General features: G+C 66.6%; 16 protein-coding genes. 7 read left to right on the forward strand and 9 right to left on the reverse strand.

Annotated features, from left to right (window positions below):
- Nucleotides 1-53 precede the first annotated feature (53 nt).
- From ACSYG9_RS19590 to pdhA, 4 genes are read right to left on the reverse strand one after another with little or no spacing between them, the layout of a single operon-like run.
- Nucleotides 54-1,187, reverse strand: coding sequence for an MFS transporter (locus tag ACSYG9_RS19590; RefSeq protein ID WP_454843006.1), 1,134 nt, complete (start codon nt 1,185-1,187; stop codon nt 54-56).
- 40 nt (nt 1,188-1,227) lie between these two features.
- A complete protein-coding gene (locus ACSYG9_RS19595) occupies nt 1,228-2,514 on the reverse strand; it encodes a 2-oxo acid dehydrogenase subunit E2 (protein WP_440127727.1) in 1,287 nt (428 codons plus the stop codon).
- 14 nt (nt 2,515-2,528) lie between these two features.
- Nucleotides 2,529-3,512: a transketolase C-terminal domain-containing protein gene (locus tag ACSYG9_RS19600; protein ID WP_440124083.1), complete on the reverse strand. Its 984-nt coding sequence runs from the start codon at nt 3,510-3,512 to the stop codon at nt 2,529-2,531.
- Nucleotides 3,509-4,621: a pyruvate dehydrogenase (acetyl-transferring) E1 component subunit alpha gene (gene pdhA / locus ACSYG9_RS19605; protein WP_440124084.1), complete on the reverse strand. Its 1,113-nt coding sequence runs from the start codon at nt 4,619-4,621 to the stop codon at nt 3,509-3,511. Before pdhA ends, ACSYG9_RS19600 begins: the two co-directional genes overlap by 4 nt.
- 168 nt (nt 4,622-4,789) lie before the next feature.
- On the opposite strand from pdhA, the gene ACSYG9_RS19610 reads away from it, so the two are divergent.
- The gene (locus ACSYG9_RS19610; RefSeq protein ID WP_440124085.1) at nt 4,790-5,257 is read left to right on the forward strand and encodes an Lrp/AsnC ligand binding domain-containing protein; all 468 of its coding nucleotides are present in this window, start codon (nt 4,790-4,792) and stop codon (nt 5,255-5,257) included.
- Between the two features lie 27 nt (nt 5,258-5,284).
- On the opposite strand, the gene ACSYG9_RS19615 is transcribed toward ACSYG9_RS19610, so the two are convergent.
- On the reverse strand, nt 5,285-5,749 hold the full coding sequence (locus ACSYG9_RS19615) for an acyl-CoA thioesterase (RefSeq protein WP_454839639.1): 465 nt from the start codon (nt 5,747-5,749) through the stop codon (nt 5,285-5,287).
- A gap of 130 nt (nt 5,750-5,879) precedes the next feature.
- Between ACSYG9_RS19615 and ACSYG9_RS19620 the strand changes: the two genes are divergently transcribed.
- Together ACSYG9_RS19620 and ACSYG9_RS19625 are read left to right on the forward strand one after the other, a co-directional pair.
- On the forward strand, nt 5,880-6,713 hold the full coding sequence (locus tag ACSYG9_RS19620) for a sulfurtransferase (protein ID WP_454839641.1): 834 nt from the start codon (nt 5,880-5,882) through the stop codon (nt 6,711-6,713).
- A gap of 54 nt (nt 6,714-6,767) precedes the next feature.
- Nucleotides 6,768-7,220 carry a DUF5995 family protein gene (locus ACSYG9_RS19625; RefSeq protein WP_440124088.1) on the forward strand — a complete coding sequence of 151 codons (453 nt, stop codon included), beginning with the start codon at nt 6,768-6,770 and terminating at the stop codon, nt 7,218-7,220.
- A gap of 30 nt (nt 7,221-7,250) precedes the next feature.
- Here the strand turns inward: ACSYG9_RS19625 and ACSYG9_RS19630 are convergent, their stop codons facing one another.
- The gene (locus tag ACSYG9_RS19630; protein WP_454839643.1) at nt 7,251-8,072 is read right to left on the reverse strand and encodes a shikimate 5-dehydrogenase; all 822 of its coding nucleotides are present in this window, start codon (nt 8,070-8,072) and stop codon (nt 7,251-7,253) included.
- Between the two features lie 69 nt (nt 8,073-8,141).
- On the opposite strand from ACSYG9_RS19630, the gene ACSYG9_RS19635 reads away from it, so the two are divergent.
- Complete coding sequence (locus tag ACSYG9_RS19635) at nt 8,142-8,927, forward strand: enoyl-CoA hydratase/isomerase family protein (protein ID WP_454839644.1); 786 nt, start codon at nt 8,142-8,144, stop codon at nt 8,925-8,927.
- 3 nt (nt 8,928-8,930) lie between these two features.
- Here the strand turns inward: ACSYG9_RS19635 and ACSYG9_RS19640 are convergent, their stop codons facing one another.
- From ACSYG9_RS19640 to ACSYG9_RS19650, 3 genes are all read right to left on the reverse strand, one after another.
- Nucleotides 8,931-9,641 carry an HNH endonuclease family protein gene (locus ACSYG9_RS19640; RefSeq protein ID WP_440124091.1) on the reverse strand — a complete coding sequence of 237 codons (711 nt, stop codon included), beginning with the start codon at nt 9,639-9,641 and terminating at the stop codon, nt 8,931-8,933.
- A gap of 127 nt (nt 9,642-9,768) precedes the next feature.
- The gene (locus ACSYG9_RS19645) at nt 9,769-10,095 is read right to left on the reverse strand and encodes a hypothetical protein (protein ID WP_440124092.1); all 327 of its coding nucleotides are present in this window, start codon (nt 10,093-10,095) and stop codon (nt 9,769-9,771) included.
- Between the two features lie 71 nt (nt 10,096-10,166).
- Nucleotides 10,167-11,093: an alcohol dehydrogenase catalytic domain-containing protein gene (locus tag ACSYG9_RS19650; protein ID WP_440124093.1), complete on the reverse strand. Its 927-nt coding sequence runs from the start codon at nt 11,091-11,093 to the stop codon at nt 10,167-10,169.
- Between the two features lie 50 nt (nt 11,094-11,143).
- On the opposite strand from ACSYG9_RS19650, the gene ACSYG9_RS19655 reads away from it, so the two are divergent.
- From ACSYG9_RS19655 to ACSYG9_RS19665, 3 genes are all read left to right on the forward strand, one after another.
- Nucleotides 11,144-13,996 carry a DEAD/DEAH box helicase gene (locus tag ACSYG9_RS19655; protein ID WP_454839646.1) on the forward strand — a complete coding sequence of 951 codons (2,853 nt, stop codon included), beginning with the start codon at nt 11,144-11,146 and terminating at the stop codon, nt 13,994-13,996.
- The gene (locus ACSYG9_RS19660; RefSeq protein WP_440124095.1) at nt 13,996-14,754 is read left to right on the forward strand and encodes an SWIM zinc finger family protein; all 759 of its coding nucleotides are present in this window, start codon (nt 13,996-13,998) and stop codon (nt 14,752-14,754) included. Before ACSYG9_RS19655 ends, ACSYG9_RS19660 begins: the two co-directional genes overlap by 1 nt.
- Before the next feature lie 138 nt (nt 14,755-14,892).
- Nucleotides 14,893-16,425 carry a CoA-acylating methylmalonate-semialdehyde dehydrogenase gene (locus ACSYG9_RS19665; RefSeq protein ID WP_440124096.1) on the forward strand — a complete coding sequence of 511 codons (1,533 nt, stop codon included), beginning with the start codon at nt 14,893-14,895 and terminating at the stop codon, nt 16,423-16,425.
- Nucleotides 16,426-16,433: the final 8 nt, after the last annotated feature.

Here is a 16,433-nt window from a genome sequence, read left to right on the forward strand (position 1 = left end):
GCTCACCCTGAAGTGTGGATCCGAGCCCGGAAACGGGCTCGGATCCACACTTCTCATTTGAGGGCCGGGGCGAGCGCCGCTGCGACGAGGACACACACCAACGGCACCACCATCGCCGCCGTCAACGACGACACCTCGGAGCTCCAGCCGATCGCCGCCGGTCCGGCAAGGAACCCGATGTAGCCCAGACCGACGACCCGCGACATGTTCTTGCCCGGGGTGCCGGTCGCGATGTTGCCCGCGGCGGTGAAGATCTGAGGGACGGCCCCTGACAGGCCGAGCCCGAACAACGCCCACCCGGAGAGGGTCAGCGGCACCCACGGCGACGTCATCACCAGAGCCATGCCCGCTGCAGCCACGAGAGTGCCGTACCGGACCACGGCGACACCGCCGATCCGCGCGCTCACCCGGTCGGCGACGAAACGGCCCAGCGTCATCGTCGCGGAGAACGCACCGAACGCCAGCGCCGCCACGGAATCCGAGGCGCCCAGATGCTCCTTGACCTGGAGCGCACTCCAGTCGTTGGCGACGCCTTCGCTGAGCATCAGCCCGAATGCGACGCCGCCGAGCAAGATCACCCGCATCGAGTAGCCACCCGCGCGGCTCTCCGCGGGTGCGTGCGGCGTCGGCTCACTTCGCACGAGATGAGGGGCCGCCCACAGTATCGCGGCGAGACCGGCTGCTCCGGCCGCCGCCAACGTCACGGGTGGGTCGATTCCCGCAGCGAGTGTCGCGGCACCCACTAGCGACCCGGCGATCCCGCCCATCGAGAACAACCCGTGGAACGCGGCCATGATCGGGCGGTGGTAACGCCTCTCCACGAGTACTGCCTGAGAGTTCATCGACACATCGAGCGCACCGTTCGCGAAACCGAAGACGACCAGGGCGACGGCGAGCTGCCACGGCGCGGTGGCGAGACCGGGTCCGATCACCGCGACAGCGAGAATTGCCGCGAACACCACGGTGGTGCGATTGCTGCCGAACCGGTCGGCGAGGTACCCGGTCGCCTGCATACCCATCAGGGCGCCGACCGCGAGGGCAAGCAGCAGGGTTCCCAGCGCGGCGTGACCGACACCTACTCGCTGCTGAACCACCGGGATATGGACGACCCACATCGCGAGGAGGAAGCCGTTGACACCGAAGACGGTGAACACGGCGGCGCGGGCGCGTGTAAGAACAGCATCGATCACGTGGCCCCACGCTAGCGGGATTCTGTGAGGCGGGCTGTCAGGGTATCGCGATGAGAGTCGGTACCGGATCCCTCAGGATGGCGCCCACCGCGGCAAGCGCACGCCCGGCCTGTTCACCGTCGACCAGCCGGTGATCGAACGCTAGCGACAACGTCACGACCTTCCGCACCGAAAGAGCACCGTCGACCACCCAGGGTCGGTCGGTGATCGCTCCGACTGCCAGGATCGCGGCCTCCCCGGGATTGAGGATGGGAGTGCCCGCGTCGATCCCGAACACGCCCACGTTGGTGATCGAGATCGTCGACCCCGTCAGATCGGCCGGCGAGGCTTCGCCCGAGCGCGCGCCGCCCGAGGCCGAAGCGATCGCGTCGGCCAACTCGGGTAGACGCATCGCGTGCGCATCGCGAACCACCGGTACCTTCAGGCCTTCGTCGGTGGCAGTCGCGACGCCCAGATGCACACGGCGGTGAACGACGATCTCCTGGGCTTCCTCGTCCCACGACGAATTCAGCGACGGCTCGTCGGCGATGGCACGCATCAGTGCGGTCGCGACGATCGGCAACGATGTCAGGTGCGTGCCGTCGAACGGAGGTGACGACCGCAGCCGCGTCACCAGTTCGACAGTGTTCGTGGCATCGCACGTCAGGAACACCGTCGCATGGGGAGCAGTGAAGGCACTGCGTGCGACGGCCGCGGCGCTGCGCTTGCGTATCCCGCGGATGGGCACGCGCGTCTCGTCCTCGGTACCGGGTGCCTGCGGAAGATCCCGGTCGGCGCGGCGCCGCACATCGGCGCGGGTGATCACCCCACCGGGGCCCGTGCCCTCGACGGTAGCGAGGTCGACGCCGAGGGCCTTCGCCTCCCGTCGGGCGCCGGGCTTCGCATCGGGCCGAAGCGCGACAGTACCGCTGGTGCTCGTCGATTCATCGGAATCGTTCTGGGACATGGCCTTCCGGGAAGTCCGTCTGCTGACAGGGGCGTCACCGGGGCCGTAACCGACGAGAACCTGCGGTCGCTGCTCGGTCTCCTGCAGCTCTGGCTTCGCGGCGGAGGTGTCGGCCTCGGAGCCACCGCTCCCGGACACCGTGATCCGCAGCAACGGCGCACCCACCGGCACGGTGTCGCCGGGGGCGGCGAGCAGTTCGGCGACGGTGCCGGCGTACGGCGACGGCAACTCCACCGCAGCCTTCGCCGTCTCCACCTCGGCGATCACCTGGTTGAGCTCGAGGTGATCGCCTACCTGAATCTTCCACGCGACAAGATCCGCGTCGGTCAGGCCCTCACCCAGATCGGGCAACCGAAATTCCTTGACGGTGTCGACCATCGGTCCTCCACTGGTCACGCCGCGAGGCTGCGGTCGACGGCGTCGAGTATCCGGTCGGGGTCGGGGCGATGGTGGGACTCGAGCTTTGCAGGGGGATACGGAATGTCGAATCCGCCCACCCGGAGTACCGGAGCCTCCAGCTGATAGAAACAACGTTCACTGATATGCGCCGCGATCTCGGCTCCCACCCCGCAGAACACGGGCGCCTCCTGCACGACGACGAGCCGGCCCGTGCGGCGCACCGATTCCTCGATCGTGTCGAAATCGATCGGGGACAGCGACCGCAGGTCGATAACCTCGATCGAATGTCCCTCGCCTTCAGCGATATCCGCGGAGTGAAGGGCCGTCGTCACGAGTGCGCCGAAGGTTACGACGGTGGCATCGGTCCCGGGGCGGACGATGCGGGCCCGATCGAGCGGCAGGTCCGGCTGCGCGTCGACGTCGACGGAGCCGCGTTCCCAGTAGCGGTGCTTCGGTTCGAGGAAGATCACCGGGTCGTCGAGGGCGATGGACTGCTGGATCATCGCGAACGCGTCGGCGGGGTTGCTGGGGGAGACCACCCGCAGGCCCGCGGTGTGCGCGAAATACACCTCGGGCGATTCCGAATGGTGCTCGACCGCGCCGATACCCCCGCCATACGGGATGCGGATCGTCAGAGGGGCTCGGACGGCACCCGCCGTCCGGTAGTGGATCTTCGCGACCTGCGAAACGATCTGGTCGAACGCGGGGTAGACGAACCCGTCGAACTGGATTTCACACACCGGCCGGTAGCCGCGCAGTGCCATCCCGAACGCGGTACCGACGATTCCGGACTCGGCCAGTGGGGTATCGATCACCCGGCCGTCCCCGAAATCCTTCTGCAGTGTGTCGGTGATGCGGAAGACACCGCCGAGCTTGCCTACGTCCTCGCCCATGATCACGACCTTGCGATCGTGTTCGAGGGCCCGTCGCAGACCGGCATTGAGCGCTGCGCCGAGCGTCATCGTCGTGGTGGTCATCGTGCAGCCTCCTCCGGGATATCGAACTTCGGCGTATCGAAGCTCGCGAGGTAGCCGGCGTAGTCGGCGCGTTCGCGTGCGATCAGGGGATGTTCGGTGGTGTACACGTGGTCGAACATGCTCAGCGGTTCCGGGTCGGGCAGGGCGAGAGTGCCGTTGCGCAGGCGTGTTGCAGCGGTGTCGGAGGCGTCCTTCACGTCGGCGAGGAACGCGTCGTCGGCGAGGCCCTCGCGTTCGAGCAATTTTCGAACCCGTTCGATCGGGTCGCGAACCCGCCATTCGTCGAGGTCGGCGTCGGTGCGGTAGCGCGTGGGGTCGTCCGAGGTGGTGTGCGGGCCCATCCGGTAGGTCAGGGCCTCGACGAAGAACGGTCCGGCGCCGTCACGTGCGTGTCGCGCCGCACGCCGGGTGACTGCGAGGACCGCGAGCACATCGTTGCCGTCGACCTGCACCGCAGGCATCCCGAATCCGGCGGCGCGTTGCGCGAGCGGAACCGGTGTCTGGACGTGGGTGGGGGCGCTGATCGCCCAGTGGTTGTTCTGGCAGAAGAATACGACGCCGACCCCCCAGCTCACCGCGAAGCCCAATGCCTCGGAGACGTCGCCTTGGCTGGTGGCGCCGTCGCCGAAGTACGCAACGGTGGCGATGTCGGCACCGTCGAGTTTTGCACCCATCGCATAGCCGGTGGCGTGCAAGCCCTGCGAGCCGACCACGATGGCCGGATTCGTCATGTTCACGGTCGCCGGATCCCAGCCGGAGTGGGCGCAGCCGCGCCACATCCGGGTCATGTCGGCGGGGTCGACTCCGCGACACCAGGCGACTCCGTGCTCACGGTAGCTGGTGAAAATGTAGTCGTCGGGCCGCAGCGCATGGGCGGATCCCACTTGGGCGGCCTCTTGGCCGGTCAGCGGGGCCCAGAGACCGAGCTCGCCCTGTCGCTGGAGGGCGGTGGCTTCGGTGTCGAGTCGGCGGACGACGACGAGATCGCGATACATCTCGCGCAGGCGTCCGGCATCGACGTCGGCGACCAACGCGGAGTATTCGGGGCTGTGGACGCGCCGGCCGTCGGGCTGGATGAGCTGGACCGGATAGGTCGGGGATGCAACCATCTTCGATCACCTCGTCGGTGCAGGCCCGGAGGCCCTTGTGGGACGAACCGGACTCATATTGTGCTGTACATCACATGATCCACGTTCGGTGAAGGTGCGCAATCGAATGCGGCCTGGTTGTGCAAGAAGCACGGAAATCGGCTTCCAACTAGTGGCACACTGTGAAAGATGACCAATGTGGACGCGACCGATGCCCGTCTGCTGATCGAACTGGCCCGCACGCCGAGGGCCACGGGTGTCGAGTTGGCACAGCGACTGGGGTTGTCCCGCAACACCGTGCAGGCGCGCCTCGCACGTTGGGATGCGGAAGGGTTGCTGGCGTCGTTCGAGCGGAGAGTCGATCCGGTGGTGCTCGGTTACCCGCTCGCGGCGTATGTGGCGACCACGGTCGACCAGCATCGTCTCGCCGAGGTGGTCGATGCGCTGGAGGGGATTCCTGAGGTCGTCGAGGTCTACGGGCTTGCGGGTCCCATCGATCTGTCGGTCAAGATCGTCGCTCGCGATACAGACGATCTGTACCGGCTTGCCGGGCAGATTCTCGAAATCCCCGGTGTGGAGCGCACCAACATGTCGCTGGTGATGCGTGAACTCGTTCGCCAGCGCACCGTGCCGCTCCTTGGGGTGATCCCTCGGTGACGGTCGGCAACCGACCTCACGTGCGGCTCAGGTCGAACGGATGACGAGTTTGTGGACGGCTTTCCGGATCTGCTCGGGGATCGGGACGGGACGCCGGGTGTTCATGTCGACGTACACGTGTGTGAAGCGTCCGGTGGCAGCAGCAACGAGCGTGCCGTCGGCGTCCTCGCGGAAAATGGCGAGTGAGTAGGTCACCGATCGGCGGCCGAGGCCCTCGACCGAGAGGCCCACTTGAAGGCGATCGGGAAACGACAGTTCTGCGAGATAGCGGCACGAGGTTTCGGCGACAACGCCGATCGCGTCGAGTTCGCGGATGTCCACGCCGGTTGTGGCCATGAGCCAGCCGTTGACCGCCGAGTCGAAATACGAATAGTAGGTCACGTTGTTGACGTGGCCATAGTGATCGTTGTCGGCCCAGCGGGTCTGAACCGGCCACAGCACCGGGAATTGCCCCGGTTCGGCTGTAGGTGTCGTCGGCTGGCGGTTGGTCACGCCTCGACGATAGTGCTATCCGGACAGCAATTCCCATCAACAGTGTTCAGAATGCAGAACCGACACCGAAAGGGGACGAATCGGGCGCAACTGCGACGCGTTCATGCGGTTCCACGTGTCACTATTCGGTATGACCCACAGAAACGTGCTCATCTCCGCTGCCGAACTCGCTGACCGTATCGATGGTGGTGTGCCACCGATCCTGCTGGATGTGCGCTGGGTGCTCGGCGACCGGCAAGGTCGGGAGAAATACCGCGAAGGCCACATTCCGGGTGCCGTGTTCGTCGATCTCGACGCCGAACTCGCCGATCCGCCCTCCGTCGCACTGGGCCGTCATCCCCTGCCCGACATCGAGCGCCTGCAAGCGGAAGCCCGTGGGTGGGGGATCTCCGACGGCTCCACGGTAGTGGCCTACGACGCAACCGGTGGAATGGCGGCGGCGCGCGCGTGGTGGTTGCTCGAATGGGCCGGTCTGGCGGACGTCCGCCTGCTCGACGGCGGGCTTCCCGCGTGGATCGCAGGAGGTCATCCTGTCGCGGCCGGCCCAGGGGCGGAACACAGATCGGGGTCGGTCACTCTCAGCGCAGGGCACATGCCGACGGTCGACATCGACGAGGTCGCAGAGTTTCCGTCGCACGGGGTACTCCTCGATGCCCGTAGCGCGGCGCGCTATTTCGGCGACGAGGAACCGGTGGACTCGCGTGCGGGGCACATTCCCGGTGCGATCAACGCGCCGACCGGCGGAAATCTCCGTGAGGACGGCACCTTCCGGCCCGCGGATCAGCTCGCGGCCCGGTTTGCGGAGCTGGGTGTGGCCGGCGATGTGGCTGTGTATTGCGGCTCGGGGGTTACCGCGGCGCACGAGATCGCAGCGCTGGCGATCGTGGGTATCGAGGCGTCCCTGTTCCCCGGATCGTGGTCGCAGTGGTCGGGTGATGCGCGCCGGGAGGTCGCGACCGGATGACGCAGCGGGGCGGCAAGTGTGCACCGGGAGTGACTCGGCGGAGAGCGACTGTGTATGTTACCGGCTCCCCACTGGGCAGCGGCGTTCGCGCTCGCCGAGCAGTGCGACCGTAGCCCGGGGCGAGTGCTCACGGGCGCGATCGTGGCGCATCTGGCGATCGACTTCCCCGAGGCGATCGTGGCGATCGGATCGACACCGCAGCACACCCGCGACTTCTGTACCTTCGGTGAGGCTCTCGTCGCGGCGGCGCCGGTCATCGCCGACGAGTTCGAGCGCGTCTACGGCACTGATATGGAACCGTTCTTCACCGGCTGGTTCGTCGAGGACCTCGTCGGAGCCACCCCGACCACGACGTACATGTTCCAATCGGCACGAACGGTGGCCTGGATCAACAGCTTCGGCTTGCAGAACCCCGCGACCCGAGATCTGACCCGCGCCGAGATGAACCTTGCGGTCGACGCGGCGAGCGTGGTTCTGGACGGGCTGGAGGCCATCGGAACAGTGTGAGTACAGCGGTGCGGTGAGTACGGCCGCGCGTCACTGCCTGGAGTACTCGGATGCGCGCCGGATCTGTTCGGAGGTCGGCTTCACGCCCGTATAGAGCTCGAACTGGAGCGCCGCCTGGAGTGCGATCACCTCGGCTCCGGTGATGGTGTGCACCCCGTGCTCCCTGGCGTCGCGGATGAGCGGGGTCTCCGGGGGCATGGCGACCACGTCGAACACTGTCGATGCCGAGGCGATCAGGCTGCCGGGGAACGGCAGCGCTTCGGAGTCCGCTCCGCTGCCGGACATTCCGATCGGCGTGGCGTTGACGAGCAATCCCGCCGAGAGGTCTGTTGCATCGCTACGCCACGCGTAGCCGTATTTCTGTGCAAGTGACCTGCCGCTGATCTCGTTGCGCGCGACGACGGTGCCCTCGGTGAAGCCGCTGTGGCGAAGTGCCGCCGCGACCGCCTTGGCCATGCCGCCGCTCCCGGCGATGACGACCGGTACGGTGGGGTCGACCTCGTGTGCGGCAAGCAGGTCCACCACGGCCTGGTAGTCGGTGTTGTAGGCGTGGAGAATGCCATCGTCGTTGACGATCGTGTTGACCGATTCGATCGCTCGGGCGGAGTCGTGGAGTACGTCCATCATCGGCAGCACCGTTTCCTTGAACGGCATCGACACGCCCGCGCCCCGGATTTCCAGTCCTCGGATTCCGGCTACGGCATCGGCGATATTGCTGGGTCGAAACGCCTTGTACACGAAATCGAGGCCGAGTTCGGCGTAGAGGTAATTGTGGAACCGGGTGCCGATATTGCTGGGCCTTCCCGAGAGCGAGATGCACAGCTGGGTGTCCTTGGAGATGCGCGAGACCATCTTGATACGGTAGCCCGCACCACGGCCGGAATGCTGTTCTCACAAACGAGAATGCTGTATGTTCGCGATATGGGAGACGATCTGGGTGCCGGTGGACTGCGATTCGAACGTGAGGGTGCAATCGGGTGGTGCATCATCGACCGGCCTGCCGCACGCAACGCATTCACCCCGGCCATGTACTACGGCCTCAAACGCGCGGTCAAACTGGTCAACACCGACCCCGATCTCGGCACCCTGATCATCACCGGAGTCGACGACGTCTTCGCGCCGGGCGGCGATCTGGGTGGCCGCTCGGAGCCGGGCGACAACCTGCCGGAAGGGCTTTCAGGTGACGAAGTCGTCCCGTTCCTGACCATCCGCGACAGCCGCGCGCCCGTCATCTCTGCCGTCAACGGAATCTGCCAGGCGGGTGGGTTGCTCGTGGCCATGATGTCCGACATCGCGGTGGCCAGCGACCGCGCCACCTTCCGCGTGCCCGAACTCTTGCGCGGAATCCCCGACGCAACCTATGCCGCGGCCCTGCCCGCACATGTCGGTTTGGCAGCGGCCCGCGATCTGATCCTCTCCGCCCGCAAATTCGACGCGGCCGAGGCCCTGCGGCTCGGCGTGATCTCCCGCGTCGTCCCGCACGAGCAGTTGCGGGAAGCCGCCCTCACTGCGGCCCGCGAGGTGTTGCAGACGGCGCCGATCGCGCGCGCCCAGGTCAAACGCATGCTCAACGAGCGCTACGGACTGTTCGACTACCAAACCATGTTCGGCGCCCTCGAGACTTCCCCGGAGCCCCGTGAAGGAATGCGGGCGTTCATGGAAAAGCGTGATCCCGCCTGGATTCCGCAGAATCTGCCGTCCGTCTGATCGTCATCGAGGGCACGTCCGGGCCGAGTCGGTGAGGGCGCTGTGATCCTCCACCGTGATCGGCAACCCATACCTCAGCGCGACCGTCAGATACTTGCCTGCAAACCAGCACCGGTACCCGGTGGCGGGAGGTAGCCACGCCGCTGGGGTGTGGTCGCGTTTGGTCATGTTCGTGGCGCCGTCGACGGCAATGAGGTTGTACACCACGTCGTTCGCGAACTGCCGCCGAAGCTCCGCAGACCAATCCGCGGCCCCGTGATCCCAGGCTGCCGCGAGTGGATAGATGTGATCGATGTGTACCGCGTTCGCATGGGTGCGCCGAAACTGCACGCGCGCGCCGGTATACGGATCGTCGAGTGTTCCGCTGAGGACGACGCACTCGTCGCTGCCCGGCCGGAATGCGACGTCGCGAAGGTCCCGTGCGAGCACGTTGTTGCGGGTGTCGCAGCCGTCGTGCCCGCCCGGCCCAGGGTGCTCGTCCGTCCACGCTTCTCCGAAGACACACCCGCCTTCGCTTCCACACTCGCGCACGTAACCACCGGGGTGCGGCCGCACGGGCACAACCGTCACCGCAGCGAGCAACTCGTCGATCAGCGCGCGCGACGGACTACCGGGAGCGGGATCCGACCGTGGCGGAGACGAGTCGTACCACCACGACACGACCATGGCGATCACCACCACCGGCACCCACCACTTCGCGTTTCCCCCACGCATCGGATGATGGTGACAGGTTTGCGTCGACATGTCGTGTTTGCGCGCTCCACGGACTTGCGCGCGTGGTGTTGTGGGCACGCACCCACCTGCGCGGCAGCGGCGCCGCAGGCGGAACGCACCCGGGAAATCAGTTCTCGGTGGTCAGCGGGAAACGTGTCGCGCGGATCGATGCGACCGTACGTCCGTCGTGTCCGACGATCCAGGAACCACCGGACTGGCGGCATTCGGCGATCCGGTCGTAGACCCTGAGCAGGAAGAAGATCGCATCCTCGGGACTGGCGGTCGCGGCGAGCCGGTGCGACTCACCGTGTTTGGTCCCGTCGAGCCACACCCCGCACTGGCCGTCGAGGCGCAACGTGGTGACGTGGTCCCAGTCGATGAACGCGTACTTCACCTGCTCCCACGGCGTGTGAGCACTGTATGTCTGCTCGAGGACCTGAATCAGGACGGGCATACGCACATCCTCCTCCGCCCACGCGCCTCGAGCCAGACTGTGCTCGAGTTCAGTACCCGGCGGCGGAGTGTTCAGCGGACGGTGACGACCACTTTGCCGCGCGCGTGCCCCTCCTCGACGAGCGCCAGGGCGCGTCCGGCTTCGCCGAGCGGGAAGGTCTGCTCGATCCTCGGGTCGAGGACACCCGTTTCGACGAGTGCCGCGACACGCGTGAACGCCTCGGTGGTGCGGCGACGGTCGACACCCGAACCGCCGAGCTCGGACCCCAGGGCCGGATCGGCGACGCTGACCAGGCGCACGGCGGGTCCGCAGGCAGCTGCGGCGTGTACCAGGACGTCCCCGCCCACCAGGTCGACGATCACCGTCACTTTCCCCACGCGCTCACCTGCCGCGACGATCCGGCCTTCGCTGCCGGGTCCGGACTCTATCCAGATTCCGCCGTTGGACTCCACGAGATCCGATTTTCCTGCACTCGCGACACCGAGTACCGCCGCGCCCCGCGCGTGGGCCAGTTGGGTGACGGCCGAGCCGACACCGCCCCCGGCGCCCAGTACCAGAACGGTGTCCGCATCCACGATCTCGAGTTGCTCGACGATGTCGAGCGCTGTGCCCAGCGCAACCGGAACGGTCGCGGCCGCGGCGAAACCGAGCGCCTCGGGCTTGTGCGCGGCACTGTCGGCGTTGAGCACCGTGTATTCGGCATACCCGCCGAAACCCGTGGCGGTCGAACCGAAGACGGCATCGCCCACCGAGAAGTCCCGGCCGTTCTCGCCGACTGCCGTGACCACACCCGACACCTCCCGTCCGAGGACGGCAGGCAGTGTCACCGGAACGGTGTCCTTGCGGGTGCCCGTCCGTACCTTCCAGTCGGCCGGATTCACTCCGGCGGCGTGAACGGCGACGACGAGCTGACCAGGTCCAGGCCGAGGTACTTCCAGGTCGAAGACCTGCTGGGTGTCGGGTCCGCCGTATTCCGAGAAACCGTACGCAATCGCCATGGTCACAGCCTGCCACTTCGGATGTCGACGGGGGCTGGCACCATATAGGGATGTTCTTGCACGGGCTCTGGTCACCGGGATCGGGTCTCGTGCTGTGGCGCGAACCGGACGAAACACCCGCCGTCGGCTCCGCCGACATCGCGGAGCTGCCGTCGGCGCTGCGCCGGTGGACCGACCGGCCCTTCCGGCACCGGGTCGAGCTGACGCTGCCCGGCGACACCGAACCGCGCGTCCTGCCCGCCATCGCCGTCGCACCGCCGGACGCCGCCGAACTCCTGCTCGACGTTCCGCGCCGCGCTCAGGGAATTGCGGGTGATCTGCGTTTCCTCGTCCACGTGGCGCGTGGCATCGAACGGTGGGCGCAGGCCGGCCGGGTCGCGCCCGAACTGGTGCGGGCCGAGAAACAGTGGTGGGCTCGCTGGCGGCTCCTCGGCGGCGAGAAGACACGAGCGTGGCTTGCGGAGCTCGCTGCGGCGATGCCGCCGGTTCAGCGCCAGCTCGGCCGTCCTGCGGCACTGCTCGACGACCTGTGTGCCGAGCTGACCGACCCGATCGTGCGGGGTCTGCACCGACCATCGACGTCGCTGCATCCCCTCGTTGCGGCGCTGGCCGATGGCAACCCGCATCCGCGCGGCAGCCAACGGATGGCCGACGCCCTCGACGAATGGCGGGCCAGCCTCGCGGGATTCGAACCCGACCTCGTGCTTCGCCTGGTGGAGCCGGACGACAGTGACGATGCGGGCGTCGGTGCCGACGCGTTGTGGCGTCTCGAAGTGTGCCTGCAGACGGAGGGCCGGTCGCCGCTTCCCTTGCCGGTGGAGTCGACCGACGCGCATCTGCTTCAGATCGGTGTCCGCAAGCTCGGGGCCGCGCTCAATGCGTACCCGCGACTACAGGATGTCCCGCGCGACCCCGACACGCTGGATCTGCTGCTGCCGACCCCGGTTGTGATCGATCTCGTGGAGCACGGCGCGCGCGCTCTGCAGGCGACGGGCGTGTCGCTGCTACTGCCGAGAGCGTGGGCCACGGTCGACCCGTCGCTGCGCCTGAAGGTGAATTCATCGGTCGCACCGGTGACTGCCGACGAGAGCTCGGTGGGAATGAACGCGATTGTCTCCTATGAGTGGCAACTCGCCGTCGGCGACATGTTGCTCACACACTCCGAGATGGAAGAACTCGTCGCCGCGAACAGCGACCTGGTGAAGCTGCGCGGCAAATGGGTTCGCGCCGACAATGAGGCGCTGGCACGCGCCGCCGAATACGTCAATGCCCATTCGGAGCAGGACGGCTCGCTGGGTTCCTTCTTCGCGCAGTTCACCGGAGATGACCCGCCGCCGGTCGAAGTCACCGATATCACCGCATCCGGGTGGGTCGAGACGCTGCTCGACGGTCAGGTGCATCCCGAGCCGGTGCCGGTGCCGAAGGACATGCGTACCGAACTACGCCCTTACCAGCAGCGGGGACTCGACTGGCTCGCTTTCATGACCAGGCTCGGTCTCGGTGCTGTGCTCGCGGACGATATGGGTTTGGGCAAGACAGTGCAGGTGCTCGCGCTGCTGGCCCACGAACAAGAGGTGTCACAGGCAGGCGGTTCGCCCGGTCAGGGCTCGGCGCCGACGCTGCTGGTGTGTCCGATGTCCGTCGTCGGCAATTGGCATCGGGAGGCAGAGCGGTTCGTTCCGGGTCTGCGCGTCTACGTGCACCACGGTCCTTCGCGTCTGCGCGACGACGCACTTGCCGCAGCCGTAGCCGATCACGACCTGGTGATCACCACCTACGCAATCGTCGCGCGTGACATCGCGCAGTTGATGGAGCTGTCGTGGCGGCGGATCGTGCTCGACGAGGCGCAGCACGTGAAGAACGCGAGCACCGGACAGTCACGGGCTACCCGCGCTATTCATGCAGCACACCGGATCGCACTCACCGGCACACCTGTGGAGAACCGGCTCGAGGAACTCCGCTCGATCCTCGATTTCGCGAACCCGAAACTGCTCGGCAGCGCTGCAGGGTTCCGAGCGAAGTTCGCGGTACCCATCGAACGCGATCATGATTCAGCGGCGGCCGCACGACTGCGTGCGCTGACTGCACCGTTCGTGTTGAGACGCGTCAAGACCGACCCTGATGTGATCTCCGATCTGCCGGAGAAGTTCGAGCAGACCGTGCGGGCCAACCTCACCGCCGAACAAGCCGCGCTGTACCGGGCTGTTGTCGACGACATGATGCGCAAGATTCGCGACAAAGAGGGAATGGCCCGCAAGGGCGCAGTGCTCGCGGCGCTGACCCGCCTCAAGCAGGTATGTAACCATCCCGCCCATTATCTCGGCGACGGCTCTCCGGTGCTGCGCCGCGGGCGGCACCGGTCGGGCAAACTCGGGCTGATCGAGGACATCGTCGAATCGGTGCTCGGGGACGGCGAGAAGGTCCTGCTGTTCACGCAGTTCCGTGAGTTCGGCACCCTCGTCGCGCCGTATCTCGAACAGCGTTTCGCGACCGAGGTGCCGTTCCTGCACGGCGGTGTGCCGAAGGCGAAGCGCGACGACATGGTCACCCGATTCCAACAGGACGGTGCAGGGCCCCCGATCATGCTCCTGTCGCTCAAAGCGGGCGGCACGGGTCTGAACTTGACGGCCGCCAACCACGTGGTGCATCTGGATCGTTGGTGGAATCCAGCGGTCGAGAACCAGGCCACCGACCGCGCTTTTCGCATCGGGCAACGCCGCGACGTGCAGGTGCGCAAGCTGGTGTGCGTGGGCACAGTCGAAGAGCGGATCGATGAAATGCTCACCGGGAAACAGGAACTCGCCGATCTCGCGGTCGGAGTGGGGGAGAACTGGATCACCGAACTGTCCACCGATCAGCTGCACTCGCTGTTGACCCTCGGCGACGATGCGGTGGGTGACTGATGGCGGGCCGGAGGAACGGGGGCAGGCACGGCACCGCCGAATCGGCGATGCACGGCGTGGAGGCTCGCACCAAGCGCGGCGCGATCGGCCGCAGCTGGTGGTCGAAGGAACTCATCGCGACGATGGAACAGGTGGCCGAGAAGGGGCGGCTGACCCGGGGTCGTGCGTATGCGCGATCAGGTCAGGTGGTGTCCATGCGACTCGAGCCCGGCGCCGTGATCGGCGAGGTGCAGGGCAGCCAGCTGCGCCCGTTCACGGCCACCGTCACGGTGCGCACGTTGTCGGACGAGGCCGTCGAGGAACTGATCGAACGGGTGCGTTCGTCGCCCGGATTGCTCGCGCGCCTGGCGGGGGGAGTGCTGCCCGAGGAACTCGGGCCGCTGTTGCTGCCGCGCCGCGCCGGTGAACTCGACTTCGACTGCACGTGCCCCGACGACGGTTGGCCGTGTAAGCATGCTGCGGCGGTCGCGTTCCTATTGGCCGAGCACGTCGATGAAAACCCCATGTCCGTCTTGACGCTGCGGGGGGTGGAGGTGTCGATGCTCATCGGAGGGGTCGAGGAGGAGGAGCCCGACGACGGTGATTTCTACGGGGACGATACCGAACTACCGGAGCTTCCGGTCGAGCGTTTCCGGCCTGCCGTGGACGATCTGGATCCGATGTTGCTGCGCCGGGCTCTGCGGGCGGGTGGAACCGACGAGGCCGTGGTGATCCGCGGCATGTCCGATCTGGAGGATCTTTACCGCCGCCTGCGCTGAGTCGCCGCTCGGATCGCCGGGCTCGAATGTGACTGTAGACATACATGGACTTCCAACTATAGGATGGGCGAAGACTTCGGGGTGTGGTTTTCTGCCACCCCCGGTCACCGACACGACTATCTCCGAGGACGGTTCGACATGAGCGTTCGAGAACTCACCCACTTCGTCGGCGGCGAGCACCTCACCGGTGCGTCCGGTCGCTTCGCCGACGTCTTCGATCCCAACACCGGTGCCGTTCAGGCGCGTGTGCCGCTCGCCGGCAACGCCGAGGTCGAAGCGGTCATCGCCAACGCCGTCGAAGCGCAGAAGGTCTGGGCTTCCTGGAACCCGCAGAAACGTGTCCGCGTCCTGATGAAGTTCGTACAACTCGTGCAGGACAACATGGACGAGCTTGCGCAACTGCTGTCGAGCGAGCACGGCAAGACCCTCGCCGATGCCAAGGGCGACGTCCAGCGCGGTCTCGAGGTCGTCGAGGTGTGCCTCGGCGCCCCCCACATGCTCAAGGGCGAGTACACCGAATCGGCAGGCACCGGCATCGACGTCTACTCGATGCGTCAGCCCCTCGGCGTGGTCGCGGGCATCACTCCATTCAACTTCCCGGCCATGATTCCGCTGTGGAAGGCCGGCCCGGCTCTCGCCTCCGGCAACGCGTTCGTCCTCAAGCCGTCCGAGCGTGACCCGTCCGTTCCCCTGCGCCTGGCCGAGCTCTTCCTCGAGGCAGGCCTGCCCGCGGGTGTCTTCAACGTCGTCAACGGCGACAAGACTGCCGTCGATGTCCTGCTGACCGACCCGCGCATCAAGGCCGTGGGCTTCGTCGGATCGACACCGATCGCGCAATACATCTACGAGACGGCTGCGCAGCACGGCAAGCGCGCACAGTGCTTCGGTGGGGCGAAGAACCACGCGATCATCATGCCCGACGCCGACCTCGATCAGGTGGCCGATGCACTGATCGGTGCCGCGTACGGTTCGGCCGGGGAGCGCTGCATGGCGCTGTCGGTGGCTGTCCCCGTCGGCGAGGACACCGCCGATCGGCTCGTCGCCAAGCTCACCGAGCGCATCGCCGAACTGCGCATCGGTACCAGTTTCGACGAGAAGGCGGACTTCGGTCCGCTCGTCACTGCCGCCGCACGCGACCGCGTCCACGAGTACATCGGCAAGGGCGTCGAGGAAGGTGCCGAACTCGTCGTGGACGGTCGCGGATTCGTCCTCGAAGGCCACGAGAGCGGCTTCTTCTCCGGTGCAACGCTGTTCGACAAGGTCACCACCGACATGTCGATCTACAGGGAAGAGATCTTCGGGCCGGTCCTGACCGTCGTCCGGGCACGCGATTACGAGGACGCGCTGCGTCTACCCACCGAGCACGAATACGGCAACGGCGTCGCGATCTTCACGCGCGACGGTGACACCGCCCGCGACTTCACCAACCGCGTCGAGGTGGGCATGGTGGGCGTCAACGTCCCGATCCCGGTGCCGATCGCGTACTACACCTTCGGTGGCTGGAAGGCCTCGGGTTTCGGCGATCTCAACCAGCACGGACCGGATGCATTCCGCTTCTACACCAAGACCAAGACGATCACCCAGCGGTGGCCTTCCGGTGTCAAGGAAGGCGATCTCGAGGGCGCCCACGTGGCCGACACCGACCACTTCGTCATCCCGACCATGGACTAGGCGGCACC

The sequence above is a fragment of the Rhodococcus sp. SJ-2 genome (assembly GCF_053750035.1).

Coding starts and splice junctions, on each gene's coding strand:
- ACSYG9_RS19665 (WP_440124096.1), top strand. CDS start 14,893: ATGAGCGTTCGAGAACTCACCCACTTCGTCGGCGGCGAGCACCTCACC.
- ACSYG9_RS19610 (WP_440124085.1), top strand. CDS start 4,790: ATGACCAATGTGGACGCGACCGATGCCCGTCTGCTGATCGAACTGGCC.
- ACSYG9_RS19625 (WP_440124088.1), top strand. CDS start 6,768: ATGTTACCGGCTCCCCACTGGGCAGCGGCGTTCGCGCTCGCCGAGCAG.
- ACSYG9_RS19620 (WP_454839641.1), top strand. CDS start 5,880: ATGACCCACAGAAACGTGCTCATCTCCGCTGCCGAACTCGCTGACCGT.
- ACSYG9_RS19595 (WP_440127727.1), bottom strand. CDS start 2,514: ATGGTCGACACCGTCAAGGAATTTCGGTTGCCCGATCTGGGTGAGGGC.
- ACSYG9_RS19650 (WP_440124093.1), bottom strand. CDS start 11,093: ATGGCGATTGCGTACGGTTTCTCGGAATACGGCGGACCCGACACCCAG.
- pdhA (WP_440124084.1), bottom strand. CDS start 4,621: ATGGTTGCATCCCCGACCTATCCGGTCCAGCTCATCCAGCCCGACGGC.
- ACSYG9_RS19660 (WP_440124095.1), top strand. CDS start 13,996: ATGGCGGGCCGGAGGAACGGGGGCAGGCACGGCACCGCCGAATCGGCG.
- ACSYG9_RS19635 (WP_454839644.1), top strand. CDS start 8,142: ATGGGAGACGATCTGGGTGCCGGTGGACTGCGATTCGAACGTGAGGGT.
- ACSYG9_RS19600 (WP_440124083.1), bottom strand. CDS start 3,512: ATGACCACCACGACGATGACGCTCGGCGCAGCGCTCAATGCCGGTCTG.
- ACSYG9_RS19640 (WP_440124091.1), bottom strand. CDS start 9,641: ATGCGTGGGGGAAACGCGAAGTGGTGGGTGCCGGTGGTGGTGATCGCC.
- ACSYG9_RS19645 (WP_440124092.1), bottom strand. CDS start 10,095: ATGCCCGTCCTGATTCAGGTCCTCGAGCAGACATACAGTGCTCACACG.
- ACSYG9_RS19655 (WP_454839646.1), top strand. CDS start 11,144: ATGTTCTTGCACGGGCTCTGGTCACCGGGATCGGGTCTCGTGCTGTGG.
- ACSYG9_RS19630 (WP_454839643.1), bottom strand. CDS start 8,072: ATGGTCTCGCGCATCTCCAAGGACACCCAGCTGTGCATCTCGCTCTCG.